This window comes from Paenibacillus sp. J45TS6 (assembly GCF_018403285.1).
Lineage (GTDB): Bacteria > Bacillota > Bacilli > Paenibacillales > Paenibacillaceae > Paenibacillus.
The window spans coordinates 277,648-303,615 of sequence record NZ_BOSJ01000002.1 but is presented as its reverse complement, the minus strand read 5'-3'; the positions used below and the strand labels follow the sequence as shown (position 1 = coordinate 303,615).

Below are 25,968 nucleotides of genomic sequence, written 5' to 3'. Positions count from 1 at the left end.
TGATCTATAATCTCACTTAGATGTACAAGCTGCGGCTATGGTACATTAGTAAGGTACATACGGATTACATATTGCGCGGATAAGGAGGAAGTGATGGTATTTTACTTTACGGCATTTCTTGTTATTCTGCTTGATCAGCTCAGTAAGTGGTGGGTACGTGACCATATCGCAATATCTGAAGTGATTCCTGTAAGAGGAATTATCTATGAACTCCAGCATTATGAGAATTCAGGTATGGCGTTCAGCTTATTTCAGGGGTATGCTCGTTTATTTGGTGTAGTTGCTGTCATCTTTATCTGTCTTATTCTTTATTATCGGTCCAAAGGGGATATTCAGGGCCGTATTTCGAATGCAGGAGCGGGATTTCTTGTCGGCGGTGCAGCGGGGAATATGATCGATCGGTTCTGGCATGGTACGGTAACGGATTTTATTGTCTTCTCCGAAGGCGGAGGTATTATGAATATTGCCGATCTGGCTCTAAATGTAGGAATCATTCTCTATATCATAGGGATGATCTTGAATTATTTTTCTTCTCAACAAAAGAAAAGAAAATTTCCTTAAATGAATCAATTTCGAAATACCTTTCGTTGCTTTCATCAGGATTAATGTTTTTTTGAAAAGTATATAATTTTCCTATGACAAAATTGGCAATTTGGGTGTATAATTTAACATTGTGTGAACATTGTCACAAAGTATTTATACAATGGTCATGAATTTTCGTAGGAGGATTTTATTACATCATGAAAAAATGGGAATTTTTTAAACAACTTACCCGGATATTTTCGATAACGGTTATGATTGTTCCCGTGATTCTCGGAACGGTAGCTGCTTATGCAGTGACGAAAGAGTTTCATTGGTTTTTATTTTTAGTCACACTGGTGGGGGCCGTATCGGCACATATTTTCTCTAATCTCATCAATGATCTCTGGGATTACCGCAACGGGGCAGATACAAAAGCGGTCGAGCTAGAAGGTGACATTGCTACACATTCCGCGATTCTAACGTCAGGTAAAATATCGGAAAAGCGTCTTGCAAGTATTACTTGGGGATTCTTGCTGCTTGCTGCGGTGTGCGGTCTTGTACTTACGATGATCTGCGGTTGGCCTATTCTGGTTTTGGCTATAATAGGCGCTTTACTTGCTTATTTCTATGTAGCACCACCGCTTAAGTTAGGTTACCGAGGAAAAGGGTATGGTGAGATGGCGATCTTTATCTCCTTTGGCGTTTTGCCTGTGCTCGGTGCTTACTATGTACAGACGGGTGAATTCCATCTTACACCGCTGTTATTGTCATTCCCGATCGGGATGCTCACTACGATGCTTTTGTATAATCATCATTTCTTGCATAGACATGCGGATGCTGCAGCCGGTAAGAACACTTTAGTTGTGGTCTGGGGAGAAGAGAAGGGGCTGCGCGCATCAAAAATGATGACCGCCCTTGCTTATGTATTTTTGGTTATCGCCGTTGTGTTTGGTGCACTGCCGGTGTATGGTCTTATTGCCATCATTTCTGTCATTCCGCTTTATAAAGTGTATAAAACACTAAGTAACAAAGAAAATCCTACGGAAGCTTATTTACCTCTATTTGGAGCTTCCCAGCAGTCTTCTGTATTATGTGGACTGATGATGGTGATCGCGTTATTCATTCAGATTTGGACAACGTAGTAACCGATTATAATGGTACACAAAGGTTATCTCCAAGGATTCATCTCCTTGCTGAGATGGCCTTTTTTTGTTATAAGCATTTGGATATAAAAAACATAAGAAAATGTGTAATTTTGTGCGATTTAGGTTAATAAGGATAAGTGGTTGATTTGGGTGTGATGTGAATCGTTTTCGATGGACGAGCACAGCGCATTTTTTTACATAAGGAAATGTAAGCGATTTTATGTACATCATGAGGAGGGGCTACCATGGGATTTAGTATGCTCAAAGGTTGTAAGCTGCTTTTACTTATCGGAGGAGCCGTGCTGACATTGAGCGCGTGCAGTACCAGCGGAGCATCGGACAAAATTCAGCTGGAGTTTTTTCAGAATAAATCGGAGGCGAAGGAATCCTTCGACAAGTTGGTTCAAAAATTCAATAGTGAACAATCCAAGATTGAGGTAACACAAGTGAATCCGCCAGATGCGGAGACGGTACTCAAGACAAGACTTGTCAAAAATGATGTCCCTGACATCATAGCGCTTGGAGCGACGGATACATTCTCAGTCCTCTCGCAAAGCCATATTTTTATGGAACAAACGGATCAAGAGATGATCGATCTTATTAATCCGAGTTACCTCCAAATGGTAACAGATACAAGCGGTATGGACGAGCTTACCGGTATCCCTTATGCAACGAATGCAAACGGCATTATGTATAACAAAACGCTTTTCAAAGAAATGGGGCTGGACGTTCCGAAGACTTGGGACGAACTGCTCGAAACCGCGAAAAAGATTAAGGACGCAGGCAAAATTCCATTTTACTTAACCTATAAGGATGATTGGCAAGCGAGTCTTTCCTTTAATGCGTTAGCTCTGAATCTAGAAGGTATTGATTTTTATATCGATCGTAGAGAAGACAAAACGACTTTTCAGGATAGATACAGAGAAATCGCGGAGAAACAGCTGGCCATTCTAGATTACGGACACAGTGATAACTTTGGTAAAACGTATGCAGACGGCAACCGAGCGTTTGCAAATGGCGAAGCCTTTATGTACATACAAGGAACTTGGGCAATTCCGGAAATAAGGAAAGCGAATCCGGATATCGAAATTGGCTTTTTTACTTTTCCGACGAGTAACAACCCGGAAGAAATCAATCTTGTTAATGGAATCGATACGCTCCTGACGGTATCTAATGATACAAAATATAAAGAGGAATCGTTGGAATTTATTAAGTTTTTGCTTCGTGAAGACAACATTAAACAGTACATTACGGAACAGAATTTATTTTCTGCTGTAGAGGGTGTGAAGCAGGATGATCCAAGTGTAGCGGGTGTAATTCCTTACATAGAAAAAGGACAAGTTACCGATTTTGCTGATCACTATATTCCTTCGGCAGTACAGCTGAATTCTATCGTACAGGAGTTTTTGCAAAATGGAGATATTGACGCGTATCTAGCCAAACTCGATAAAGAGTGGGATAAGGTAGCGAATCGCAGATAAATCAACAAGAGAATGACGAGAGAACGGGCTTTTGAAAATAAGGAACCAAAAGTCCTTCTCCCCACTAAGGAGGATGGAAGATGAAGAACCGGCTCACTCCGTATTACTGGATGACTCTGCCTGCTGTGGTACTTTTCTTTATATTTATGACTTTGCCTGCCTTGCAGGGCCTGTACTACTCGTTCACCAATTGGAACGGTTTCGGAGATACATACGATTTTATTGGATTCAAAAACTACGTTAACCTGTTCCAGGACAGCAATATTGGGAATGCCTACTGGTTTACCATCCGGTTTGCTGTGGTTGCTACGATTTTTATTAATGTCATCAGTTTACTCATTGCCCTTGGTCTTAACGCCAAGATTAAGTTTCGTAACTTTTTTCGTGCAGTCTACTTCTTACCGAATATTCTGAGTATTCTCATTGTCGGCTATATTTTCAATTATCTTTTCTCTAACGTATTTCCATTATGGGGAGAAAGCCTGGGGCTTACGGCGCTGACAACGAACATTCTAGGCAGTCAGGATCTGGCTTGGGTGGGTGTGGTTACCGTTGCCATTTGGCAAGGGATTGCTTTTAACACGATTCTTTATCTAGCGGGTCTGCAAACCATCCCAACGGATTTATATGAAGCTTCAAATCTAGACGAGGCAGGAAAATGGCGTGAATTCTGGAGTATTACATTCCCCCTGATCGCTCCTTTCTTTACGATTAATATGGTGCTTGCGATGAAGAACTCGCTTATGGTCTTTGACCTGGTTGTTGCCATGACCGATGGCGGACCTGGGCGGGCAACCCAGTCAATTGCCCATCTGATCTACACAGGCGGATTTGAAGGCGGGGAATTTGCTTATCAATCTGCGAATGCCATCATTTACTTTATTCTGATTGCCTTTATCTCGATCATACAACTACGATTCCTGCAGAGAAGGGAGAGTGACGTATAATGAAGAAACCTCGTAATCGTACGAATTGGATCGTCATGACCCTGATCGTTCTCGGGACCATCGTGGTGTTGTTTCCGCTCTATATGACCGTTACCATCGCACTGAAAAACCCGGAACAGATGCGTCAGTCCATCTTCGCTTTTCCTGCGGATATCCAGTGGAGTAACTTCTCAAAAGCGATTGAGATGACTGGATTCTTCCGAGCACTCGGGAACAGTACCTTGGTTACTACAGCAACCGTCACTCTTACTTTGCTGACAAATTCGCTTGTCGCTTATGCGATTGCAAGAAACATGAATCATAAATTTTTTAAAGGATTATATTTTTATTTTGTCAGTGCCATGTTTATTCCTTTCCAAATCATTATGCTGCCTGTCGTAAAATTAACGTCTGGTCTGCATATGACGAATTTGGTGGGTCTCATTTTTCTGCATACTGTGTATGGACTTGCCTTTAATATCTTTATCTATGTTGCTTATATTCGTTCCATCCCTATGGCACTGGAAGAAGCAGCGAAAGTGGATGGAGCAACGACTTGGGGTACATTCTGGCGCATTATCTTCCCGCTGCTTGCTCCCATGAGTGCTACTGTCGGAATTCTGACGTGCTTATCAACGTATAATGACTTCCTGCTGCCGCTGATTATGATTAGCGATCAACGTCAGTATACACTGCCGCTTGTGCAGTATATTTTCCAAGGACAGTTTAACACGGACTTTAACCTGGCCTTCGCTTCTTATCTCATGGCAATGCTGCCGATGATCATCATCTACATCTTTGCTCAGAAGTGGATTATTAACGGAGTAACTCAGGGGTCCATCAAAGCTTAATACTCTAGCTAAATAAGAACGTCTTGTATTTCCTAACAAGGGAAGTGCAGGGCGTTTTTTTATTAAAAAAGGAGGATCAAGAAGAAGGACTTAATCAACTTTTTATACCTTTATATTGACTAAGTAGAGACACTTCGTTAGACTAGGAATATCATTTTGACCATGAATTTACATGTAGCGGCAGAGGGATCTTTTTCATCCTTCTTGTGGCTGCTTCTTGTTGTTTAAGGGTCTGTAATTGAACTGCGAAGTGAACAACAGTAAGGTTTACTTCCTCGTTGTTGTCGTCTAATTCATAGCTTGGAACTATAAATAATGACAGGTGGAAACAGAGAATGAGTCAATCTAATTACCGTGTACTGCTGTACTATAAATTTGTCCACATTGATGATCCAGAGACGTTAACTCAGGAACATTTACAATATTGCAAGGATCTTGGACTGAAAGGCCGGATACTGATTGCGGAAGAAGGAATTAACGGAACGGTATCGGGAACTTATGAACAAACAGAGCAATACATGCAGGATATGAAAGCAAACCCGCTGTTTAGCGATATATGGTTTAAGATTGACGAAGTAGAAGGTCACGCGTTCAAAAAAATGTTTGTGCGTCACAAAAAAGAACTAGTGACTTTCCGCTATGAAGAAGAGCTGGATCCAAACGTCTTGTTCGGCAAACGCCTCTCTCCTAAAGAATTTTATGAAGAGCTGCAAAGCGATGATGTTGTGGTAATTGACGGCCGTAACGATTATGAATATGAAATTGGACATTTCCGCGGAGCGATCCGCCCTGAAGTCGAGTCTTTCCGTGAATTCCCGCAGTGGATTCGTGAGAACCTGGGTGATGTGAAAGACAAGAAAGTCATTACGTATTGCACAGGCGGTATTCGCTGTGAGAAACTTACCGGTTTCTTGCTAAAAGAAGGATTCCAGGATGTCGCTCAGCTTGAAGGCGGAATCGTTACTTATGGTAAAGATCCTGAGGTTCAGGGCAGACTGTTTGACGGTAAATGCTATGTATTTGACGAACGTATTTCTGTACCGATTAATCGTACAGACGAAGATATTGTGATTGCTTCCTGCTATCACTGCGGAACGATAGAAGACCAATATGTGAACTGCCCGACATGTAATTTACAGTATGTGTCCTGTGATTCTTGTGCGGAAGAGCATGACTTGTTCTGTTCGGATGCTTGCCGGGAAAAAGCAAACATAGCGGCTGCTTCGATTTCATAATACGAAAGCAGGTGATTCTTATGAGTGCACCAAGAGATATGTCAACACGCCAGCAAGTGCTGCACATGTTAAAGCTTCAAGGTCCGCTGAGTGCCCGTGAGATCACTGCCGAACTGAAGATTACAGAGATGGCGGTACGCAGGCATCTTGCAACACTGGAGAAGGACGGGTATATTGCCCCTCATTTAGTTCGGCAGACTGCTGGCCGTCCTTCTGCCGTGTATGGACTCACGGATACAGGCGAAACGTTGTTCCCCAAAACCTATCCAAAGGTTACGCTGGATCTGCTTGAGGAACTACAAGACGAAGCCGGTGAGGAAATGATCGATCTGTTATTTGAGAGGCGCAGAAACAAGCTTCGCGAACGATATATTAAAGAGATGGAAGACAAAGATCTAGAAAGCCGTGTTCATTCTTTGGCACGGATTCAAAATGATGGCGGTTATATGACCGAACTCACTGAGGACGAAGAAGGATATATTCTTCGTGAATACAACTGTCCGATTTCTGAGGTTGCCGATGTATATCAACAGGCATGCCGCTGTGAGTTAGAATTATTTGAATCCCTGCTGCAAGCTTCGGTAACCCGCACCGAATGCCTTGCCAAAGGCGGACGCTGCTGTACGTATAAGATAAAACCATCTTAATTATGGAAACGTCATAATGGAACTTCGGTTCTATTGTGGCGTTTTCTTTTTATATTTGTACTTCCAGTAAAAGTAGTAATTGACGAATAGTACAAGCACCCGTAATATTAGGGAAAAGTTGTTTCTGACCATGCGTTAATAAATGACTGGTCGTCCTATTTTTAAGATTCTTACAAACGGTTTCATCATGGAGGAATTATGCCTTTTCAGCTCCGTGTGCTTTAACACAGTAATGCTACTATGTGACACTGTATGTTAGAGGTATTAAATGGAAGCAAAGTAAGCGAGAAGAAAAAGAGAGGGGTCTTATATATGAAGAAAAAAATGTGGATGTCTTTGATTCTTGGTGCTTCGATGGCTTTGGCAGCAGGTTGTGGAAACGATGCAGGGAGTACTGGTACGAACGGTACCTCGGGCGGGGAAGGTGGAGATGTGGCAGGCGAGAAGAAGGCGTATACCATTGCGATCTCGCAGTACGTTGAACACCCTTCGCTTGATGCCACAAGAGATGGATTTATTGCTGCATTGAAGGACGGCGGTCTGGTAGAGGAAGACAACCTGAAAATTGACCTGAACAATGCACAGGCCGATGCTGCGAATAACCTATCCATTGCTCAGAAGATTGCTACAGATAAAAGTGATCTTGTGCTCGGTATAGCTACCCCTTCTGCTCAAGCTGTCGTTCAGCAAGTCAAAGATAAGCCTGTATTGTTCGCCGCAGTAACAGATCCTCTTGATGCAAAACTTGTGACCAATCTAGAGAAGCCGGGCGGCAATGTTACAGGAGCATCGGATACGAATCCAGAAGCAATTAAGACATTGGCTTCTTTCATTGCAAAACAAATGCCGGAGATTAAAAAAGTCGGCCTTGTACTTAATGAAGGAGAAGCGAATGCGGTAGTTATGGCAGGGAATGCGGAAGCGGCTTTCAAGGAGCATGATATAGAACTCATTAAAGCCTCAGTAACGAATACGTCCGAGGTACAGCAGGCAGCGGATTCCCTAGTCAGTAAAGTAGATGCCCTCTACATTACACTCGATAATACCGTGGTAAGTGCGGTAGATACGATTATCAAAATTGCGAACGATAAAGACATCCCGTTCTTCTCCAGTGACCGTGATACGGTAGAGAAAGGTGCATTCGCAACCGTAGGTTTTAAATATTTTGACCATGGATATCAAGTAGGCGAAATGGCTGTAGATATTTTGAAAAATGGCGCAAATCCAGCCGATCTTGCGATTACCGTACCAGACAAACTTGATCTTATTCTTAACCTCAGTGCGGCTACAGAACAAGGAATTGAAGTCACAGAGGAAATGAAGGCAAGTGTAACAGATCAGGAAACCAATATTATTCAGTAATAGGTTAGGCAAGATGTATGGTAACTAGAAACAGGACAGCAATGCGGAACAGGGCGGGACTCCCACCCTGTTCTCTTTAACTAGGAGGAGAAAAGTATGGTTAGTACACTGCTCGAACTGCTTGCATCCACGCCAAAAGCGATTGAGCTGGGGCTATTGTATGGACTCATGGCGCTGGGCGTATATATTACATTTCGGATTCTCGACTTCCCCGATCTAACCGTTGATCAAAGTTTTACGACGGGCGGGGCGATTGCGGCGGTGATGATTACAGCGGGGCACGCTCCTTGGGTTGCGACCCTGGCTGCTTTTGGCGGAGGAATTGCGGCGGGAGCATGTACAGGACTGCTGCACACCAAGGGGAGAATTAACGGTCTGTTATCCGGTATTCTGATGATGATTGCTCTCTATTCGATTAATATGCGAATTCTCAAAGCACCCAACGTATCGCTGATTAATACGGATACTCTGTTTACAGGCGTATCTCCTCTGTATTTCATGCTGATCATTTCCGCCATCGTTATCTTGCTTCTTGATATTTTCTTTAAAACGAATCTAGGACTTGCTCTTCGTGCGACGGGTGACAATGAGCGTATGATTCGCAGCTTTGGTGCGAATACAGACACAACAAAGCTTGTAGGGATCAGCTTGTCCAATGGTCTTGTTGCTTTGTCCGGTGCTTTTATTGCACAGCAGTCTGGATTTGCAGATATTTCGATGGGAATCGGAATGATCGTGATCGGACTGGCTTCTGTCATTATCGGGGAAGCGATCATTGGTAAGCGCAGTATCTTCTGGGCGATTGTTTCCGTCATTCTTGGTTCGGTTGTATACCGAATTGTGGTCATGTTAGCTTATCGCATTGAATGGTTGGAGACTTCTGACCTTAAGATTATTACAGCGGTAATCGTCATTCTGGCACTGCTTATTCCTTCCACTCAGCGGAAAATAAAACAGAAGAAGATGGCGAAGAAACGGACGGCAGATCTGTTATCTGGAACAGGTTATACAGGGAAAAATGTAGGAGGTGGTCTCTAATGCTGCACATTGATCATGTCTCCAAATTATTTAATCCAGGTACGGTAGATGAGAAGATTGCGTTGATGGATGCAAATTTAACTTTGAACCATGGTGATTTCGTAACGGTTATTGGCAGTAATGGCGCAGGCAAATCTACCTTGATGAATGTGATATCAGGGGTATTGAAACCCGATGCCGGAGAAGTGAGAATTAAGGATAAGACGATAAGCGGTTTGCCAGAGTATAAGCGGAGCCAGTGGATCGGCCGGGTATTTCAGGACCCGATGGCAGGAACTGCACCTCAGATGACGATTGAAGAGAATCTTGCGATGGCTTACCGCCGGGGGAAATCAAGAGGGCTTTCTTTTGGTATTAGTAAGGGAACGAAGTTGCTATTCCGAGAACAACTGGAGAAGCTGGGGATTGGACTTGAAAATCGGACTAGAGCCAAGGTAGGACTCTTATCTGGTGGGGAAAGACAGGCGCTCAGCCTGCTTATGGCGACATTTACTCGCCCTGAGATTCTCCTTCTCGATGAGCACACCGCTGCACTTGATCCATCACGGGCTGAGCTGATTACGAGCATCACAGAATCGCTCGTCCGAGAAATGAACCTGACCACCTTGATGGTGACTCATAATATGGAACAAGCGATTCGGCTGGGGAACAGGCTAATTATGATGGATAAAGGCCGGATTATCCTTGATGTAAATGCAGAGCGTAAAGCAACTTTGACCGTGGCAGAACTGCTGCGGGAGTTCGAGCAGATCAGTGGAACTACGCTAGCTGATGATCGGGTTGTTCTTGGATAGAGACCTTGGATAGAGCCGTGCTCTTATAGAATGGAACAGGAAGCTGGCACCTTAGCGTGCCGGTTTTTTTGTTAATGGAGACGGAGGTAATGCCGGAACGCAGCGTGTACAATGAGATGAAAGAAAGTGAACGATAAAGACAAGCGGAGGAGATCTCATGATTGATTTTGATGAAGGCACCTACTCTGTTACTACCCCGTCAGGGAAAGCGATACTGCTGGCAAAAGAGTATGCACTCCTTACCTTTTTAGTTCGTCATCAAGGGCAGACCTTTACCAGGGAGCATCTTCTGAATCAGGTGTGGGGGATGGAATACCCCTCAGAGCGTACGGTGGATGATCACATTTACCGGCTTCGTAAAAAGCTCGTTCCTCTTCCTGAGTTTAAACTTCTCACCGTACGTGGTACAGGATATCGACTGAGTGTACACGAAACGAATGGCCTGCGTATGCGTCCATCCCTCTACGATGCTGAATTACAAGCGGCGGTAGGTCAGCTTTTTCAGAAATACCATTTGCTTGGTCAAGGCGACTCCATGATGGCCCTTGCTGCTCAGCAGGAGGTGCTTGGGATTGAGGTTAATTCATACTACTCCAGATATCTGCACTTTCTAGATGGAGATCTGGCCTATTTTGTACATGACAGCACAACGCCAGTCCAGGATCAGCTGTACTGGATATCGATACTATATGGAATCCTTATTCCGCCTGAAGAAGCACTTGAGCTCTTAGAGAAGATCCTTCAATCGGGTCTGCTATCTCCTCATCAGCATAGGGAGATGTATATCCTGAATATCATAGATATCTATGCAGAGAGTGGCCGATTTGCAGAAGCGGAGGAACGATTAATTGAGACCCGCCGGGTTGTGAAGGAAGATGAACTGATCGGGTTCCATATTCCAGTGGCTGCTGCTGAGCTGTACCTCTATATCTTGCAGAATCAGCCTGAAAAAGTGAACAAGAAGATGGAGCAGATCCGTCTCATGCTGGAGGATACACCTTATCTTCGAGAGCTGATTCGGTTTCATTTTTTGGAGGGAATCTGGCAGTATTCGCAGGGGCTTATTCAAGAGGCTACTTCTTCTGTTGATCTAGGAATGCGAGTATATTATGAATCCAAAAGCACCCCGCATTTGCTCATCTCGCTTGGACAGTTCATGCGTTATATAGATCGAAATCCCCGCCCTGAACAGGAAAAAGAGGTCAAAACTTTGCGCCTTAAGATAAAACGTATTTTCGCTGATTTAAATGAGAAGCACCAATATGACGTTTTACTAGGTCAAGCTAGTGACCAAATATTAAATTTCCTCGCTTCTGTCTGATATTCCTCTGACAATGTTCCGTTATTGTAAGATCAAACTTACGATGACGGGGGATTTATATGAAAACAGATTTTTCAAACCGCAAACGCACTAGCGAGAGCAGCTTATTTAAAAACAGGCATTTTATGCGGATGTTTACCGCTTATGCTACGGCTTCTTTTGGAGAATGGTTTGATGCGATTGCGATCCAAATTATCATGGTCTACAGGTGGGGAGCAAGCCCGGTAACACTAGCCCTAGTACCTGTGGCAATGGCATTGCCAGGTCTTATTCTCGGATCATTTGCAGGAGTGGCAGCAGACCGTTTCCCAAAAGTAAAGCTCATGATGTTCGCGGATCTGCTAACAGGTATTCTTACCCTGATCCTTCTCACGGCTTCCCATCCTTATGCAGTCATTCCCATACTCATGTGCCGTGCGGCCGTCTCTTCTTTTATCATGCCTGCACATCAAGCAATGACAAGATCGCTCGTAAGGGAAGAGCAGCTCGTTCAGGCGACTTCACTAAATGGTCTTGTTAGCCAGTTTTCTAAGATTGCAGGTCCTCTTCTCGGAGGAGTTACGCTTGCTATTTTTTCACCGCAAGTATGTATCGCGATCGGGGCTTGTGCAAGATTTATCTCGGCATCATTGTTGTGGAGTATAAAAGGTGTGGAATCGGTGAAGGACAAGTTGTTGCTCACTGAGAACTTGTCCCATGAAGGCAAGAAGCTTGACGTGGATTCAGAGGCATTAGATTCTGCCGGCGGGCATCGCTCCCTATGGACTGAATGGAAGGAAGGATGGGGGTATCTTTTTCAGCAGAGAGTACTGATTTGCACTTTAATTTATGCTGTGTTTGGGTTATTTGCGCTGCTTATGATTGATTATCAGTTTACGGTGCTGCTCAGGGAAATAGCTCCGGACCGGGAGTCGATGCTTGGTATTCTTGTGGCCGCTATTGGAGCAGGGTCGGTTGTTGTTATGATACTTGTTAACAGGATAGGGCAGCTCTCCTATGTGCTTGGACTCGGAGGCGGATACCTTGGAATTGGGCTTGGCATCGCTGGATTGGGATTGCTTGGGGAAGTACATGGTGCTCTATATATTGTCATGTTTGCTGTTCTGATCGGAGTAGGAAATGGACTATTCATGGTAACCAACCAGACCATTATGCAAAAAGAAAGCCGCCAAGATATGGTCGGACGTGTGTTTGGTATAAGTAATACGGTGGTTAGTGTCGTACTTGTATCTGCGCCGCTCTTTGGAGGGTTTGTTATTGAATCTGCTGGGGTGCAAGCGACCTTCTTCTGGATTGGATGTACTGTGGCAGTGATTGGACTTATCGGTTTTGCACTAGGTTCCTTTTTATGGGGAGAAAAGTCTAACCGAGAGGCCATAGAATCTATGAAAAGAACAGAGTCTGCTTAGACCTCCCACCAGACGAGGTTGGCTGTACTGGCAAGAACCCCTGCAACGGACAAAGCGCCGCTTATGGTTAGTGTGAAAGATTGACCTGGAGGAATGATAAAATCACCGAACTCATTATATTCAAGGGGTCCTGCAGCTAGAGGCATGGAGAGGATCGGAGTTCCTCCCGTAGAAGCAGAGGTAGACGAGCGGACGGTCATTAGGCTTGTGTTACTGCTTGCAAAATTTAAATTAGAAGCTGTCAGGGTCGTCGGTCCTGTTAAAGTACCATTTCTAATGATTGTCATGGAGCCGGAAAATGAGGATAACAAGCTAAGTGAGACATTGATGCCGCCCGAAATGCGAGAGATATAAGTGGTTCTTCCACTGCCTGCGGGATTGGTCAGCTGTATGGTAATGATAGAAGACCCACCAAGCAGTCCGAGCGTAGCTGAGTTCGTTGCTCCTGCTGTAAATAGCCTTCCCGCCTGACTTGCACTTGCTTCTGCAGGAGCCGCTGCGCTTGGAGATTGATACGTATTCAGTTGCAGCTGCTGCAGAGGTTTGTTCGCACTATTAAAAATATGATCGTTAGGCATAGACTAGTATCCCTCCTTAAAAACTTTTCATTTAGAACTCCCACCAGCTTACATTGATGGATCCCGTCAGTGCACCGGTTCCAAGACTAAATGTTACGGATTGACCTGGTGGAACAATAATAGTCCCTGGAAGACGGATATCATAAGCGCCAGAGGTTAGGGGGATGCTCATGATGCTCACAGGGCCTCCTGTAATGGAACCCGCCACTTGCTGCGCCGTCATTACACTTGTAACCGGGCTTCCAAAAAGATTGTTAATCGGGGTTAATCCAGCTCCGCCAGTTAACGTACCTCCCCGGTATAAAATAAGCGAAGCAGCAGCTGTAGTCCCCCCGATCGCTTGCGAGAAGTATAGAGCACGACCGCTGCCTGCTGGGTTAACTACCTGTAATAACAGACTGCTACCCGAAGCTACCGCAACGTTTCCCGTTGTTAAGGAGAACAGTCTTCCAGCGGCAGCAGCTCCTGCATCAGGAGTAGCTTCAACACCAGGCGATACATAAGTGTTCATCTGCTGTGTATACAGAGGCCGATTGGGTGAATTAAATACATTATAGTTGGTCATCGATCTTCCTCCTTTAGTAAAATTCAGTTCCTAAGTTCCCTCTGTTATGGCTGCTCAAACACGGTTGATGATAAGTATTATCCAAGACTAGTATATGGAAAATGTGCGTATTTGGTTTGGGTTGTCCTTACCCTGAAAAAAAGAGTGAGGCTTGAGCCGTTACTACTCGCTAGGTCCTAGCATAGAATGACGTAGCACTGCTGCGGTGTTAGATCATGTTCTATGGAGGAGGCCCTTGATGCCAAACTTTTCGAGTTTTAACTTAAACCCCGACAATTTAAGGACGCTGATATATGGCACGGACAATGAGGAAGTATCCCATCCTGTTCGTACAGATCCATCGGGTAACCTGGTGGGTGTTATTTTGGATGGTACGATTAGTAACATGCCTAGCATCACGAGCGTATCCATTACTGCGGGTACAATTACAAGTGTACTCGGGGCGACAATCACGGCGGGGACACTGACAAGTGTGCTCGGAGCAACAATTACGGCGGGAACGCTGACGAGTGTGCTAGGAACGACGATCACAGCAGGGACCATAACGGGAGTGCTGGGAGCGACAGTGACCGCAGGGACACTCACGAACTTGCTGGATGGAACACTGACAAGTGTGCTCGGAGCAACGATTACAGCGGGAACACTCACAAGTGTACTGGGGACAACGATCACAGCGGGAACGCTGACGAGCGTACTAGGAACCACAATTACAGCAGGGACCATAACGGGAGTGCTGGGAGCGACAGTCACCGCAGGAACATTGACGAACTTGCTGGATGGAACACTGACAAGTGTGCTCGGAGCGACAATCACGGCGGGAACCCTGACAAGTGTACTCGGAGCAACGATTACAGCGGGAACGCTGACGAGCGTGTTAGGAACGACGATCACAGCAGGGACCATAACGGGAGTGCTGGGAGCGACAGTTACGGCAGGGACACTCACGAATTTGCTGGATGGAACCCTGACAAGTGTGCTCGGGGCGACAATTACAGCAGGAACGCTGACGAGTGTACTAGGTACCACGATTACCGCAGGGACGATAACGGGAGTACTGGGAGCAACAGTCACCGCAGGGACACTCACGAATTTGCTGGATGGAACCCTGACAAGTGTGCTCGGAGCAACAATTACAGCAGGAACGCTGACGAGTGTGCTAGGAACCACGATTACCGCAGGGACGATTACGAGCGTCCTGGGAACAACCATCACGGCAGGAACTCTATCGAGTTTGCTAAACGGTACGATCACAAGTGTACTTGGAGCAACAATTACAGCCGGAAGACTAGATAGTATTACCTCCATATCACAGAAAAGCTTTCAGGAAATTCCGACGCTTGGCATTACAACGGCGGATGCTTACACTCCTCTATCTCCAGTCACGACAAGTGTGTTTGGAACCTATTCTTTCTTTGTGTATAACTCAGGGACAACAGGCAGTGCGGATGCAAGGGTCGAAATCAGCGCGAATGGAACGAACTGGTTCACCGATGTGGACACAGTTACAGGAATTGCTGCCGGATCTGTTGATGTGCTTGTTCCGCAGCGTTTTCTTAAATATACAAGGCTTGCTTATAGGTCCAGCACGCCAGGAACACCTGCCACCATTAGTGTGTATTTCAACGGACAAGGCACATAATAAGCGCTGCACACATATACGTACATGGAGTCTCAACAGAGGCCCATGTATTTTTTTTGTAACCGGGGGAGAGTTCACGATGAGTATTCCTACTTTGGGAGTTCACCTGATTGTATATAACGAAGAAAAATGGCTTGGAGCATGTTTGGAACGAATTCATACCCTGGCTGATGAGCTGATCATTGTCGATACGGGTTCTACGGATCGGTCTGTTGCAATAGCAGAAAAGTACGGAGCAACCGTAATTCATAGTCCATGGGAACATGATTTTGCAAAAGCCCGTAATGCAGGGTTAGTACATGCAAATACAGATTGGATTCTTGTGCTGGATGCAGATGAACAGGTGACAGCCGGGCAAGAAGAGATCAAGGAGTTTCTGAGTCAGGAAGAAGGAAGCCAGTGTCTGATTGAACTTGTGAACTGGACGGGATCTAGTCCTGAGGAGTGTATTCATTATTTTGCACCGCGCGTGTTTCGAAATAGATATGGTTACCGGTATGAAGGGTTGATTCACGAACAGCTCGTTCAAGCAAATAAAGACACTTTGGGAGAGAGCGGACTGAATATTCGGCTGAAGATCGAGCATGAAGTGAAAGTGAAGTGCTCTTCGACAAAGTTAAAAATAGCCTCTACACCTTCCATCTGTCCGCTGAAAGTAAATCATTACGGGTATCTTCCCGCAGTCATGGAGAGTAAACAGACAGCTATGCGTAACCTGAAAATAATTCGGCAGGCCCTCCTAATAAACCCGGATGATCCTTTTCATCTCTATAATCTCGGGGTAACGTACTGCCAATTAGAAGATAGGGAGCAGGCTAGAATAACTTTCTTGCGAGCACTAAATAGCTGCCCCGTGAATGCTCCATACCGAGCGACTCTCGTACGGGACTTAGGAAAGCTGCTTTATGCAAACCAGGAGTTAGAACAGGCGAAAAATCTGTTGAAGACAGAAATCAGGCGATATAGAGACTACCCTGATCTTTACATTCTGCTGGGGCTTGTTGAACAGGAGTACGGGATGGCTGAGCAAGCTTATGGCTATTTTGCAAAAGCAGTGAAGTCCGGTCTTCCTTCAAAGAACCAAGCTGTACCTTACGTTACGGAAGCTGGGGCAGACAGCTACATTCCGCTCACCCATATGGCAGATATAGATAAACGAAAGGGGAGAGCATCCGATGCAGAGGATCACTACCGGTCTGCTATAAAGGCACATCAAGGCTATCTTCCAGCGATTAGCGGGTTGGCTGATCTACTGCAAAAAGAAGGGATAGCAGATCCCTCAATGAAGCAAATTTTAGTGGAGTTAATCGACAGAGAGAACCCCGAACATCTGCAAAAAGCGGCGTATGCACTCATGTCATGCGGAGCGTATGAAGCGGCTCTATCCATTCTGCCTGTGCAATCTATTGGCATAGAAGACGAAAGCTGGGCCCGCGCCTGTCTGATTCAGACACAAAGAAAGCCCCGAGCAATACAGCGATCGCAGCTGCTACTAGAGCGGAATAAGGGGATTAATCAGGAATTAAGTGATCAGCTTATATCTCCATACGATCAAGAGCATATTGATTTAGCCATAATGGATTGGGCGATCTGTTCATGGTCCTGCTCTGAGCCATTATCGCAAGTGTTCTACCAACATAGTAATGAAGACAGCGTGTTCTATTCGGAGATAGAGCGGCGGTTGTTGAACATAAAACAGCAGAGTGAAGCAGAAGATCTTCCTCAGTTTCCTCAGCCCGATTCAGGGCCCCTTTTTCAAAAAGCAGAGAAACTAGCGGGCCGGGCAGCGGCCTGCGGACAAAAAGAACTGCTTTTTTCCATGAAAAAAGCTAGATTACTGTCACCTGGCACGGCAGCTGATCTTTTATATAAACATGGTTTCCGATTAGAGGCGGCAGAGCAGTACTTGGAGCAATTAGCGAAGGGCGACCTTCATTTAGAGGGCATGTTTCAGCTGGCTGAATATATGTATGACCGCGCTAATTACTCAGAGTCCCTTGCTTTATTTGAGCAGGCAATCACATTATCCAAAGATTATAGCCGCGCTAGGATGGGGGCAGCAGCCAGCTGCTTGCAACTGGCAAAAGAAGCGGCTGTACGAATGCTGAATACTCAAACTGCAAAAAAATCAGAAAGTACATTTTCTACCTTAGCTCAGGATATTGCCAATCTCACGGGCAGTCTGCAAAGGTTAGATGACCTGAACTGGAAAACATCAAGGGACGGTCAGGCAAGAAGGAGAGGGGTGTGAGAATTGCCGAGTCAAACCATTTCTTTATGCATGATCGTAAAAGATGAGGAAAAAATGCTGCCCGCATGTCTTGAAAGTGTACAGGGAGCTGTTGATGAAATCATCGTTGTGGATACGGGTTCAACAGACAACACGGTTCAGCTTGCAGAACGTTACGGTGCTTCTGTTGTGCACTTTACGTGGTGTCATGATTTTGCAGCAGCCAGAAATGCAGGGCTTGAGGCAGCTACCGGTGACTGGATTCTGTTTCTTGATGCAGATGAAAGAATAGACGAACAGGGAGCAAGAGAACTTCCGATCTGGGCCCAGCAGGATGGGGTTGAAGGTTATTTTTTACAAATTCACAATTATACAGGAAACGGTTCGGGGGGAGTCACGATTAATCCGGTACTTCGTATGTTTCGGCATCGACCAGAGTACCGTTTTCAGGGGAGAATTCATGAGCAGATCGCCGAATCCATTGTGAGTCAACGTGCAGAAGCTCATTTTCATATGACCGATGTAATCATTCATCATTATGGATACAGCGAGACGATTGTCTCTGCTAAGAACAAAGTGAATCGAAATATGGAGCTGCTCCAGCAAATTATCGAAGAAGATCCAGCGAATCCGTTTCATGATTACAATCTGGGTGTCGAGTACTTACGAATAGGAAAAGTAGAGCAGGCGTTAAAGTGTTTTCAGAAGTCATGGAACGGCTTAGATCCCGCACGTGTTAGTTATGCGCATTTGGTTCTTAAATATGAAGTGCGATGTCTGCAGGCACTTGGACAATGGACAGAGGCAATGGAAAAGATTGCTAAAGGACGTAGACTGTACCCAGGCTATACAGATCTGCTGCATGCTCAAGCCTTTACCCAGAATACACTCGGCAGAACAGAGGAGGCCGAAGAGATTCTTCGAGAAGCCCTTCATATGGGGCCTTCAGCGGAGATGTACCATACGGAGGAAGGGATCGGCACCTTCCAAACGCTCTATATGCTCGGTCAGTATGCGGAACAAAGAGGAGCGCTCGAAGCAGCCGTAGATGCTTATGTTGAGGCAGTTCGGTATAAGCCTAGTCTGCTTCCGCCGTTATATCGAATCTGCCGTATCCTGCAGGTTATCGGGCAGGAGGAACGATTGCCAGAGCTTATCGAGGCGCGCTTTCGAATCGAATCGCAAGAAGCGATGGAGAAATTAATCGGGATCCTTAACGATAGCAGGTGCTACTCAGCTGTCCTATCCATCTTGCAGCAATGGGATCAGCCGCCCATTCCTCATAAGACGATCCGCGTAAGTAAGCTCATGGCGCGATGGCGGAGTGGGGATTGGGAGAGCGCAGCTCGTCTGCTGCACAAGAACCCTGACTTTCCTGAACAAGAGAAAGATTGGCTGATGTGGAGTTTAGATATCCCTTCTGGTGCAGAAAAGAAACAGGTCTTTAAAGATCAGGCCATCCTTCTCATCGAGCAGGGGATAGATAAAGAATTGAAGCCTTTAACAGAGGAGACTTGGTCTGGCTTTGCAGAACTTCTGGAAGCAGCTGACCATGCGGGGAAAAGAGAAATGTTTGTAGGGATAACAGGCGTCTGGCGCAGCACATTAGAAAAGAACAGAGAAGCATTGCCTCAGACAGCTCTAATGGGCACGAAGAAGTATGTGAGCAGTATGGTTTCGGCAGCAGACGGGCATCTATCTGCGATCCAAGCGCAGGCAAATGGCGATGTGAATACTCGTCTTGTCCAGCATATTCGGCTCGGACTTCCATGGCCGAACGGATTTAGGTAGATAACATCCATCAAGAATAAGAGGAGGCATTTACGCGAAATGAATCCAGATTCTCCTGTGTCCCTTTGTATGATTGTTAGAGATGAAGAATGGGTTCTTTCCCAGTGTTTGTCTTCCGTGGCTGATATTGTATCGGAAATCATCATTCTCGATACCGGGTCTGTAGATGCAACCTGTTCCATAGCAGAAAAATACGGCGCACAGGTCATTTCGTATCCATGGCAGTCTGATTTTGCAGCTGCACGAAATGAATCTTTAAAACTCGCAACCAAGCCATGGATTCTCGTTCTGGATGCAGATGAATGTTTTACTGATGGTCAGAAAGAAAAATTATGGGCGCTTTGTGCAGATGAAGCAGCCGCAGGATATGAGCTGCAAATCAAAAGTCTACTTGGACACCAAGGCGATGAGCAGGTAACAGACTATGTCTGCCGGTTGTTTCGTAATGATCCCGAAATAAAATTTAGCGGTTCGATCCACGAACAGATTGCCTCTGCAGTTCAAGCGAAGTCCGATCAGCAGTTAAAACGTTGTGACCTAGAAATTATTCACTATGGTTACCTCACGCATATTATTGAACAAAAAAATAAAACCGATCGGAATCTCCGGCTGATTAAGGAAGCGCTGGCTGCCGATTCGAAAAACAGAGAACTGCTTTATGCACTGGGCACAGAATATTTTCAGCAAGCAGATTATTCGCAGGCACTTCCTATCTTTGAACCGCTGCTTGCGAGTCTGCCCGTTACGGAAGGATATGCTTCGGATCTGTTCCTAAAAACGATGTATGCACTCAGAGAAACGGGCCGGGCAAAAGAAGCGCTGCAGCAGATCGAGCAGGGACTGACAGCTTTTCCTAATTTCGCAGATCTACAGGAGCTTTATGCCGTACTCTTCATGGATGAGGGACAAGATGACCAGGCTCTTCATGTGCTGGGCGGCATGTGTATATCGAGGGAATATACCTCGGTATCGGGAGCGGGGACTTACCGAACCGCTTATTTAAAAGGGGTGCTGCTAGAGCGGCAAGGTCAGTGGCAGAAAGCTTGTGAATCTTATAGGGTTTCTCTCGAATACCGACCAGATTATGTGCCGGCATGGCAGAGATGGCTTCCGCTTCTTGTCTGTACCGGGCAGATACAGCAGTTGAATGAATGGGTAAAGAAGCAAGCAATTCCGAAAAAAGCACAGTTGCTCGTATTCTATCTCATGCTGGATTTGCAACAGCCGGCATGGATTTTAAAACATAGAGAATACCTGCATGGTGCTTTTTTGGCCCAACCTTGGATAGAAGCACTTTTGCAAGCACAGATGGGAGAATACAGCACGGCCTCTCGGAATCTTCAGCCTTGGGTACAATCTCCAGCCCACCGAGAACAGACGGAAACCATCCAAGCGGCCTTAGAATATAGCAAGACTGCATTGAAATCAGGGCATCGCGGCGTGCAGACTGGTTTGGGAAAACCCCAATTGCATCGATTCTCCTCTGCTGCGGATGCCTGCAAAATGTTCATTCGAATCGGGGCATGGTACGGTTTTTCATCCATGTTACGCAGTGATCCCTCACCTGGAACGCTGCTGTCTGCCCTATCGCCAGCGATGAAGATGGCACTCGTTCATGCACCGCTTTGGATAGTCGAGCAGCTGCATTCTTTGCTAGAGCAGGAGCTAGAGCGGGAGTGGGAACGAGAACAGCCAGATGAAATCCTGGGAAGTCGTTGCTATATGCTGTGGATTGCTCTCCATACCCGAATGATTCAGAGAGACAGTGATCCGCCGCTTGATACTAGGCTAAGGTCATTTCTACAGGAGCAACAGGAGAAATATATACCCGCTTCAGAGGCACATATCGCACGCTGCGGATGGAATGCTCTTACCTATGTAATCAGCACACCGCTGACGAGGTCGGGATTACATCCGCTTGTGCTATTGTAGTCTAGATGGACGTAATGCTATCTGAGGAAGGGAATCAGCACCTTTTTCCAAGCGGATTTCCACTTCTCTTCATCATAACTAAGAGCGGTTTTCCGTGCCTGCTTACCAAGCTGTAATCGGAGATCTTCATCGTCAATAAGGCGGCATAGGGCAGCTGTAATATGGGATTCTTCAGGCGAGACTAACAGGCCATTAAAACCATCTTGTATCAGATCATTGAGACCGCCGACATTGCTTGCTACAACAGGAATTCCACAGCTCATGGCTTCTAGACAGGCATAGGAAGTTCCCTCAGAGAAAATCGTAGGAATGACCGCGATATCTGCCATATGATAGGCGGTAATCATCTCATCAAAAAGATAGCTTTTGGAAAGAATGCGCGCTTTATGGGGATGGTGTTTCATCCACATTTCAAAAGCTCTGCCCACGGTGCTTCCCTGTACCCGCTCTCCTGCAAACTCAATTTCTACTTGAGGGTAAAGACCTAATAAATAATCAGCGGACAGCATCATCGGAATAATTCCTCGTTCCAGACTAATTCTTCTTGGAAAAAGAATTCGGATCCGTCCCGGCTGTTCCTCTTCACTTGCTTCGAGCTCCTCTTCTGACTGGTGAAGATGGACCTTTCTGTTATTGGTTCTTTTGCGCAAGGTATGCTCTTCAAGTTCTGTTTCTTCCCCAGCAGACTCCAGCGGTTTGAAATAATGGGTATCAACTGCGTTTGGAATTAAGATAATCTTCTGCGGATCGTTAAAGGTACAGACGGCTCTACAAAAGGTGAGAAAGTGAGAATCAACAGATACGATGGTCTCTAAATGATCTAGCGCGTGCTGTATAGAGACAGCCACTTCTTGTTTCACTTCGGATGGAAGACTCGGACGATCCCAGTTGATCCCGTGACATATCCCGAGACTATTTGGGGAATAACGCAGCGGATGCCATATACAGCTGGCATAAATGAGCGGACCCTTCGCCTGGGAAGCCATCTCCTCAAATGCATCCGGTATACGCTGCGGATCATAAGCATATCCAAACACTTCAATCTCTTCAATATGGCGGTGGAATGAATCGTAGTAGGATAATTGATGAACCTGCGGTGTATGACCGAGTGAGCGAATAACCTGACAGAGCTCGTAGATATACCGTTCCAGCCCGCCTCCAAATAGCCTCTCAAAATCACGGTTATATCCGTCCGCAAAGCTGTGCGTAAGAATGCTGACGTACAATTAATCTTCCTCCTTCCATTCCAGAAGGTTAGGTTTCAAATCCAAAATGGACTCATATTGGGCAAGATTTCCCCATTGTCCTTCGGGGTCCATTTTTTTGTAGCGGACATATTTCTCAACCCGTTCTTCCAGCGGTCCTGACCAGCCCAGATGCTTGATACGTAAGTCTGTGGTAAGCCCCGGGAGCGCGGAACAGGTAAGCGGCAGCCGAGGTACATGATGCTGCATTTGCGGATAAAAGTAGGGGTAGTCTTTGAAAAAGCGAACAAGTGTCATGGTTGCCCCTTTATGTGCTTGCCACAATTCGTCTTCCCGGTAATACTGCCGGCTGCCCCAAAGATCATATAGCCGAAAGCTGACTGAGTCATAACGATTCTGATTAATAAGACCTCGAATATTTCGCTTGGCCCGTTCCTCATACAATTCATCGGCATCAACAGCAAGCAGCCAGTCGGGAGAAGTAGAAGCAGCGGCTTGCCACAGGATAGAACGTAATTTCCATTCCTCTGCAAACAACGATTCCGGCAGCTGTACAAGCTTGATTACCTTCTCAAATGACTTACAGATCTCGGCCGTACGATCTGTACTGGCATCATCAACGATAACAATGTGATCAACATAAGTAGAGAGGTCTGTAAGTACTTCTTCCAAGTAGCGATCTTCCTCATTGTGCACTTGCAGCATAGCGGTGAGCGTATTGCCTTCCGATTTACGTACATTAGAAATAGAGGGAGAAGGATCTGACATAAGTAAAATCAGCTCCCTTTCAATAAATTATGAACCTTATCATCCAGTACCTCCAGAGCAGCGATATGGACAAGAGCTTCTTCCTTCTCGGCAGCTGCCTCTAGAAATAGGCGAATGGCTGCGTGTCGTTCTCCGCGCATTGCTTCCACATTGCCGCACAACAGGCGAAACAGATATCGGTCTTCTGCTGCGAGCAAGTCAGAGGAGTGAACCTGTGATAGAGCAAGTTCCAATTGTCCTGTTTCTCGGTACATATGAAACAGCAGGTGACGAACACGATGATCGGCAGGCAGCTGCTTGATGAGAGAAATGGCCGTTCCATAGTCATCATTCAGCCGAAGTAATTCCGCGCGCGCAAGGGACTCCTGATCTTGAGCCAGAAGGGATAGGATGTTCTCATATTGTCTTGCCTCGGTTTCACCAAAGGCCGTAATTCCGTATATACTAGCTGCAGTTTGCAGGTTGCCTAGCTTTGCATGAATCGCGGACAGAAACCGGTAATGGGAAATCAGAGATTGATGATGACCGCTTATCACTGCCTGCAGAAAGGCTTCCTCTCCATAGTGCAGTGCTTCTTGTTCTCCTAATAAGTAGTGATATACAGCTAAAAGAAATGAAAATGTCTCATGAGGTCCGTTCTGTTCTCTCATAGCACGGTAGTGCGCTTTACGCTTAGTCCACTGAATCTCATGGGCAGAGAAAGGAACATCCTCCACGATTTCATGGATGGCATGTATAAAAAGGTCCAGGTTTAGGCTCTCTTGTTCCTCATCCAGAAATAGAGCTGGGGTCCCTCGAAAAGTCGCATCCAGACACTTCATCTCGGAACGGGAACAGAATAGCGAAGATATGGCCCGAAGTTGTTCTGTACAAGTACTGAATAGACTGCTTGCGTCTTCTTCATCTTCGAATTGGAGCATAATGAGCTGCGCTTCTGTTTGGGAAGCAGCGACATGCAGCCAGTACGGATGAGCAACAATAGCAAGGGTATCTTCTGTACAGACGGTATGAAGTTCGGAGGGCGTGAGTAAAAGCACACTTGACGGGAGCTCGGCTAAACGTAAACATGCTTCGTTTTTTACCTGTTCTCCTTCTTGAAGTTTAGGTTCAGACAGATAATAGACATCATATTCCTCACACAGCACAGATAAGAGTTTGGTAAGCAAGGGGTCTGGTTCACGCGGAGGAAATACAACAATGGAAGAAGAGAGCATCGCACAGCTCCTTTCTTGATGCGGATGTTAGCATGAGCTCTATAGTATATGGGCAGTTACCTCAGAACATGTTTTTAGGGTCTGTAAAAGTTATTGCTTCTGTAGAAGTTATTGCAAATGCTATCACGTTCTTTTTAATTATTGCTTAACGCAAAAAAGCAGGACCTGTCGGCCCTGCTTACATAGACGAGAATTTACATTTGAACGAGCATAAGAATGATGGAAGACAAACATAAGCAGACGCTGACAAGGCATAGGACAGCAACTACCTGTTTATGAGACAGTCCGGCACGAAGCAGTCTATAGTGGGCTTGGCTGGCATCTGCCTGATAGATGGCTTTGCCGTCAAGAAATCTTTTAATTACAACAAATAGGTTGTCGAAAATAGGAACACCAAGCGCCAGGATCGGAATGAGAATCGATAATACGGTCGCCTGCTTGAAAGCACCATCCAGGGCAATGACCGCCAGAATGAAACCGAGAAACGTAGCTCCTGCATCTCCCATAAAGACTCTTGCAGGCGGTTTGTTGAACTTGAGATATCCGATGGTCACACCCACGAGTACAATAGCCAGCATGGCAGAATTCCCTTGTCCCATGGTCAGTGCGACAATAAACAAAGTTGTTCCCGAAATAGCCGACAACCCTCCAGCTAGACCATCCATTCCATCCGAGAAGTTAATTACTGTTGTTACACCGAAAATCCAGAGAATCGTGAGGGTAAACTGCAGCCAGACAGGAAGAGAAATATATTCTTCACTGAACGGGTTATAGAAACCGCTGAAGCGAATCCCAGCAAAGTAGGCAATGACAGCAGCAGACATCTGAACTACCATTTTGGGCAGAGCAGGGAAATCTTTTCCCTTAGTCTTAAACCAGTCATCCACGGTGCCAATGATGAGAAGCAGTAATCCGCCTAAAAATAAAGCCCCTGTCTGCCAAGTATATTCTCCTGAAAACAGAAGATATGTAATGAAAAAACCGATGAAAATCGCATAACTTGCCGTTAAAGGAATCGGTTTCTTATGTAATTTACGTTCTTCATCTTCCCGGGGCTTGTCTACAAAATCGATTCGAAGGGCCAGACGCCCGAGCGGGGGAATTAGAAAGACAACGATAGCTATGGATAGTATAAGGGCTCCTGCATAAAGCATAATGAGGAATTCACCACTTTCTTCTATATTATACATTTATATTAAATATAGGTTTGTAATTTGTCGATCTTTTTATAACAAAAAACTGCAAATCCCGAGAAAGGAATCGCAGTTTATATGCGAGGACAACATCCACTTTATAGACTTAACCTTACCTGCAT

Annotated in this window: 22 protein-coding genes; 16 read left to right on the top strand and 6 right to left on the bottom strand. The window is 45.5% G+C overall.

The features are described 5' to 3' along the window. Positions 1 to 93 precede the first annotated feature (93 nt). From lspA to KJS58_RS04015, 12 genes are all read left to right on the top strand, one after another. Positions 94 to 561: a signal peptidase II gene (lspA, locus tag KJS58_RS04070; protein ID WP_213530679.1), complete on the top strand. Its 468-nt coding sequence runs from the start codon at positions 94 to 96 to the stop codon at positions 559 to 561. A 179-nt stretch (positions 562 to 740) separates the two neighbouring features. Next, on the top strand, positions 741 to 1,664 hold the full coding sequence (locus tag KJS58_RS04065; RefSeq protein WP_213530677.1) for a prenyltransferase: 924 nt from the start codon (positions 741 to 743) through the stop codon (positions 1,662 to 1,664). 248 nt (positions 1,665 to 1,912) lie between these two features. Beyond that, complete coding sequence (locus KJS58_RS04060) at positions 1,913 to 3,148, top strand: ABC transporter substrate-binding protein (RefSeq protein WP_374705780.1); 1,236 nt, start codon at positions 1,913 to 1,915, stop codon at positions 3,146 to 3,148. Positions 3,149 to 3,228: 80 nt separating this feature from the next. After that, positions 3,229 to 4,095 (top strand): carbohydrate ABC transporter permease, encoded by an 867-nt coding sequence (locus KJS58_RS04055; RefSeq protein ID WP_213530675.1) that lies wholly within the window; start codon positions 3,229 to 3,231, stop codon positions 4,093 to 4,095. After that, positions 4,095 to 4,925, top strand: coding sequence for a carbohydrate ABC transporter permease (locus tag KJS58_RS04050; protein WP_213530673.1), 831 nt, complete (start codon positions 4,095 to 4,097; stop codon positions 4,923 to 4,925). Before KJS58_RS04055 ends, KJS58_RS04050 begins: the two co-directional genes overlap by 1 nt. Before the next feature lie 335 nt (positions 4,926 to 5,260). Then, complete coding sequence (gene trhO / locus KJS58_RS04045; protein WP_213530671.1) at positions 5,261 to 6,160, top strand: oxygen-dependent tRNA uridine(34) hydroxylase TrhO; 900 nt, start codon at positions 5,261 to 5,263, stop codon at positions 6,158 to 6,160. A 20-nt stretch (positions 6,161 to 6,180) separates the two neighbouring features. Next, positions 6,181 to 6,807, top strand: coding sequence for a helix-turn-helix transcriptional regulator (locus KJS58_RS04040; protein ID WP_160032586.1), 627 nt, complete (start codon positions 6,181 to 6,183; stop codon positions 6,805 to 6,807). A 312-nt stretch (positions 6,808 to 7,119) separates the two neighbouring features. Continuing rightward, positions 7,120 to 8,169 carry an ABC transporter substrate-binding protein gene (locus KJS58_RS04035; RefSeq protein ID WP_213530669.1) on the top strand — a complete coding sequence of 350 codons (1,050 nt, stop codon included), beginning with the start codon at positions 7,120 to 7,122 and terminating at the stop codon, positions 8,167 to 8,169. Between the two features lie 96 nt (positions 8,170 to 8,265). After that, a complete protein-coding gene (locus KJS58_RS04030; protein ID WP_213530667.1) occupies positions 8,266 to 9,207 on the top strand; it encodes an ABC transporter permease in 942 nt (313 codons plus the stop codon). Continuing rightward, positions 9,207 to 10,001 (top strand): ABC transporter ATP-binding protein, encoded by a 795-nt coding sequence (locus tag KJS58_RS04025; protein ID WP_213530665.1) that lies wholly within the window; start codon positions 9,207 to 9,209, stop codon positions 9,999 to 10,001. Before KJS58_RS04030 ends, KJS58_RS04025 begins: the two co-directional genes overlap by 1 nt. A gap of 157 nt (positions 10,002 to 10,158) precedes the next feature. Beyond that, positions 10,159 to 11,322 carry a winged helix-turn-helix domain-containing protein gene (locus KJS58_RS04020; RefSeq protein WP_213530663.1) on the top strand — a complete coding sequence of 388 codons (1,164 nt, stop codon included), beginning with the start codon at positions 10,159 to 10,161 and terminating at the stop codon, positions 11,320 to 11,322. A 59-nt stretch (positions 11,323 to 11,381) separates the two neighbouring features. Continuing rightward, a complete protein-coding gene (locus tag KJS58_RS04015) occupies positions 11,382 to 12,731 on the top strand; it encodes an MFS transporter (protein WP_213530661.1) in 1,350 nt (449 codons plus the stop codon). Here KJS58_RS04015 and KJS58_RS04010 read toward each other — a convergent pair. Further along, entirely contained in the window at positions 12,728 to 13,309 is a 582-nt protein-coding gene (locus KJS58_RS04010) for a hypothetical protein (RefSeq protein ID WP_213530659.1), read from the bottom strand. The genes KJS58_RS04015 and KJS58_RS04010 overlap by 4 nt on opposite strands. 31 nt (positions 13,310 to 13,340) lie before the next feature. Continuing rightward, positions 13,341 to 13,874 (bottom strand): hypothetical protein, encoded by a 534-nt coding sequence (locus KJS58_RS04005; protein ID WP_213530657.1) that lies wholly within the window; start codon positions 13,872 to 13,874, stop codon positions 13,341 to 13,343. Between the two features lie 238 nt (positions 13,875 to 14,112). Here KJS58_RS04005 and KJS58_RS25370 point away from each other — a divergent pair, with 238 nt between their 5' ends. The 4 genes from KJS58_RS25370 (at position 14,113) to KJS58_RS03985 (ending at position 21,466) form a co-directional block, all read left to right on the top strand. Then, positions 14,113 to 15,513: a DUF6385 domain-containing protein gene (locus KJS58_RS25370; protein WP_249716880.1), complete on the top strand. Its 1,401-nt coding sequence runs from the start codon at positions 14,113 to 14,115 to the stop codon at positions 15,511 to 15,513. A gap of 79 nt (positions 15,514 to 15,592) precedes the next feature. Beyond that, positions 15,593 to 17,764, top strand: coding sequence for a glycosyltransferase (locus tag KJS58_RS03995; RefSeq protein ID WP_213530655.1), 2,172 nt, complete (start codon positions 15,593 to 15,595; stop codon positions 17,762 to 17,764). A 3-nt stretch (positions 17,765 to 17,767) separates the two neighbouring features. Further along, positions 17,768 to 19,534, top strand: coding sequence for a glycosyltransferase family 2 protein (locus KJS58_RS03990; protein WP_213530653.1), 1,767 nt, complete (start codon positions 17,768 to 17,770; stop codon positions 19,532 to 19,534). A gap of 39 nt (positions 19,535 to 19,573) precedes the next feature. Then, a complete protein-coding gene (locus KJS58_RS03985; RefSeq protein ID WP_213530652.1) occupies positions 19,574 to 21,466 on the top strand; it encodes a tetratricopeptide repeat-containing glycosyltransferase family 2 protein in 1,893 nt (630 codons plus the stop codon). A gap of 17 nt (positions 21,467 to 21,483) precedes the next feature. On the opposite strand, the gene KJS58_RS03980 is transcribed toward KJS58_RS03985, so the two are convergent. The 4 genes from KJS58_RS03980 to KJS58_RS03965 all read right to left on the bottom strand — a co-directional run bounded on the left by KJS58_RS03980 (position 21,484) and on the right by KJS58_RS03965 (position 25,807). Beyond that, the gene (locus KJS58_RS03980; protein WP_213530649.1) at positions 21,484 to 22,692 is read right to left on the bottom strand and encodes a glycosyltransferase family 4 protein; all 1,209 of its coding nucleotides are present in this window, start codon (positions 22,690 to 22,692) and stop codon (positions 21,484 to 21,486) included. Next, positions 22,693 to 23,439 (bottom strand): glycosyltransferase, encoded by a 747-nt coding sequence (locus KJS58_RS03975; RefSeq protein ID WP_213530647.1) that lies wholly within the window; start codon positions 23,437 to 23,439, stop codon positions 22,693 to 22,695. Between the two features lie 8 nt (positions 23,440 to 23,447). Continuing rightward, complete coding sequence (locus tag KJS58_RS03970; protein WP_213530645.1) at positions 23,448 to 24,653, bottom strand: tetratricopeptide repeat protein; 1,206 nt, start codon at positions 24,651 to 24,653, stop codon at positions 23,448 to 23,450. A 194-nt stretch (positions 24,654 to 24,847) separates the two neighbouring features. Further along, positions 24,848 to 25,807 carry an MraY family glycosyltransferase gene (locus KJS58_RS03965; RefSeq protein WP_213531049.1) on the bottom strand — a complete coding sequence of 320 codons (960 nt, stop codon included), beginning with the start codon at positions 25,805 to 25,807 and terminating at the stop codon, positions 24,848 to 24,850. Positions 25,808 to 25,968: the final 161 nt, after the last annotated feature.

Bases quoted from the DNA above. Each gene is read 5' to 3' on its own strand.
- lspA (WP_213530679.1), top strand. From the start codon at position 94: ATGGTATTTTACTTTACGGCATTTCTTGTTATTCTGCTTGATCAGCTC.
- KJS58_RS04065 (WP_213530677.1), top strand. From the start codon at position 741: ATGAAAAAATGGGAATTTTTTAAACAACTTACCCGGATATTTTCGATA.
- KJS58_RS04060 (WP_374705780.1), top strand. From the start codon at position 1,913: ATGGGATTTAGTATGCTCAAAGGTTGTAAGCTGCTTTTACTTATCGGA.
- KJS58_RS04055 (WP_213530675.1), top strand. From the start codon at position 3,229: ATGAAGAACCGGCTCACTCCGTATTACTGGATGACTCTGCCTGCTGTG.
- KJS58_RS04050 (WP_213530673.1), top strand. From the start codon at position 4,095: ATGAAGAAACCTCGTAATCGTACGAATTGGATCGTCATGACCCTGATC.
- trhO (WP_213530671.1), top strand. From the start codon at position 5,261: ATGAGTCAATCTAATTACCGTGTACTGCTGTACTATAAATTTGTCCAC.
- KJS58_RS04040 (WP_160032586.1), top strand. From the start codon at position 6,181: ATGAGTGCACCAAGAGATATGTCAACACGCCAGCAAGTGCTGCACATG.
- KJS58_RS04035 (WP_213530669.1), top strand. From the start codon at position 7,120: ATGAAGAAAAAAATGTGGATGTCTTTGATTCTTGGTGCTTCGATGGCT.
- KJS58_RS04030 (WP_213530667.1), top strand. From the start codon at position 8,266: ATGGTTAGTACACTGCTCGAACTGCTTGCATCCACGCCAAAAGCGATT.
- KJS58_RS04025 (WP_213530665.1), top strand. From the start codon at position 9,207: ATGCTGCACATTGATCATGTCTCCAAATTATTTAATCCAGGTACGGTA.
- KJS58_RS04020 (WP_213530663.1), top strand. From the start codon at position 10,159: ATGATTGATTTTGATGAAGGCACCTACTCTGTTACTACCCCGTCAGGG.
- KJS58_RS04015 (WP_213530661.1), top strand. From the start codon at position 11,382: ATGAAAACAGATTTTTCAAACCGCAAACGCACTAGCGAGAGCAGCTTA.
- KJS58_RS04010 (WP_213530659.1), bottom strand. From the start codon at position 13,309: ATGCCTAACGATCATATTTTTAATAGTGCGAACAAACCTCTGCAGCAG.
- KJS58_RS04005 (WP_213530657.1), bottom strand. From the start codon at position 13,874: ATGACCAACTATAATGTATTTAATTCACCCAATCGGCCTCTGTATACA.
- KJS58_RS25370 (WP_249716880.1), top strand. From the start codon at position 14,113: ATGCCAAACTTTTCGAGTTTTAACTTAAACCCCGACAATTTAAGGACG.
- KJS58_RS03995 (WP_213530655.1), top strand. From the start codon at position 15,593: ATGAGTATTCCTACTTTGGGAGTTCACCTGATTGTATATAACGAAGAA.
- KJS58_RS03985 (WP_213530652.1), top strand. From the start codon at position 19,574: ATGAATCCAGATTCTCCTGTGTCCCTTTGTATGATTGTTAGAGATGAA.
- KJS58_RS03975 (WP_213530647.1), bottom strand. From the start codon at position 23,439: ATGTCAGATCCTTCTCCCTCTATTTCTAATGTACGTAAATCGGAAGGC.
- KJS58_RS03970 (WP_213530645.1), bottom strand. From the start codon at position 24,653: ATGCTCTCTTCTTCCATTGTTGTATTTCCTCCGCGTGAACCAGACCCC.
- KJS58_RS03965 (WP_213531049.1), bottom strand. From the start codon at position 25,807: ATGCTTTATGCAGGAGCCCTTATACTATCCATAGCTATCGTTGTCTTT.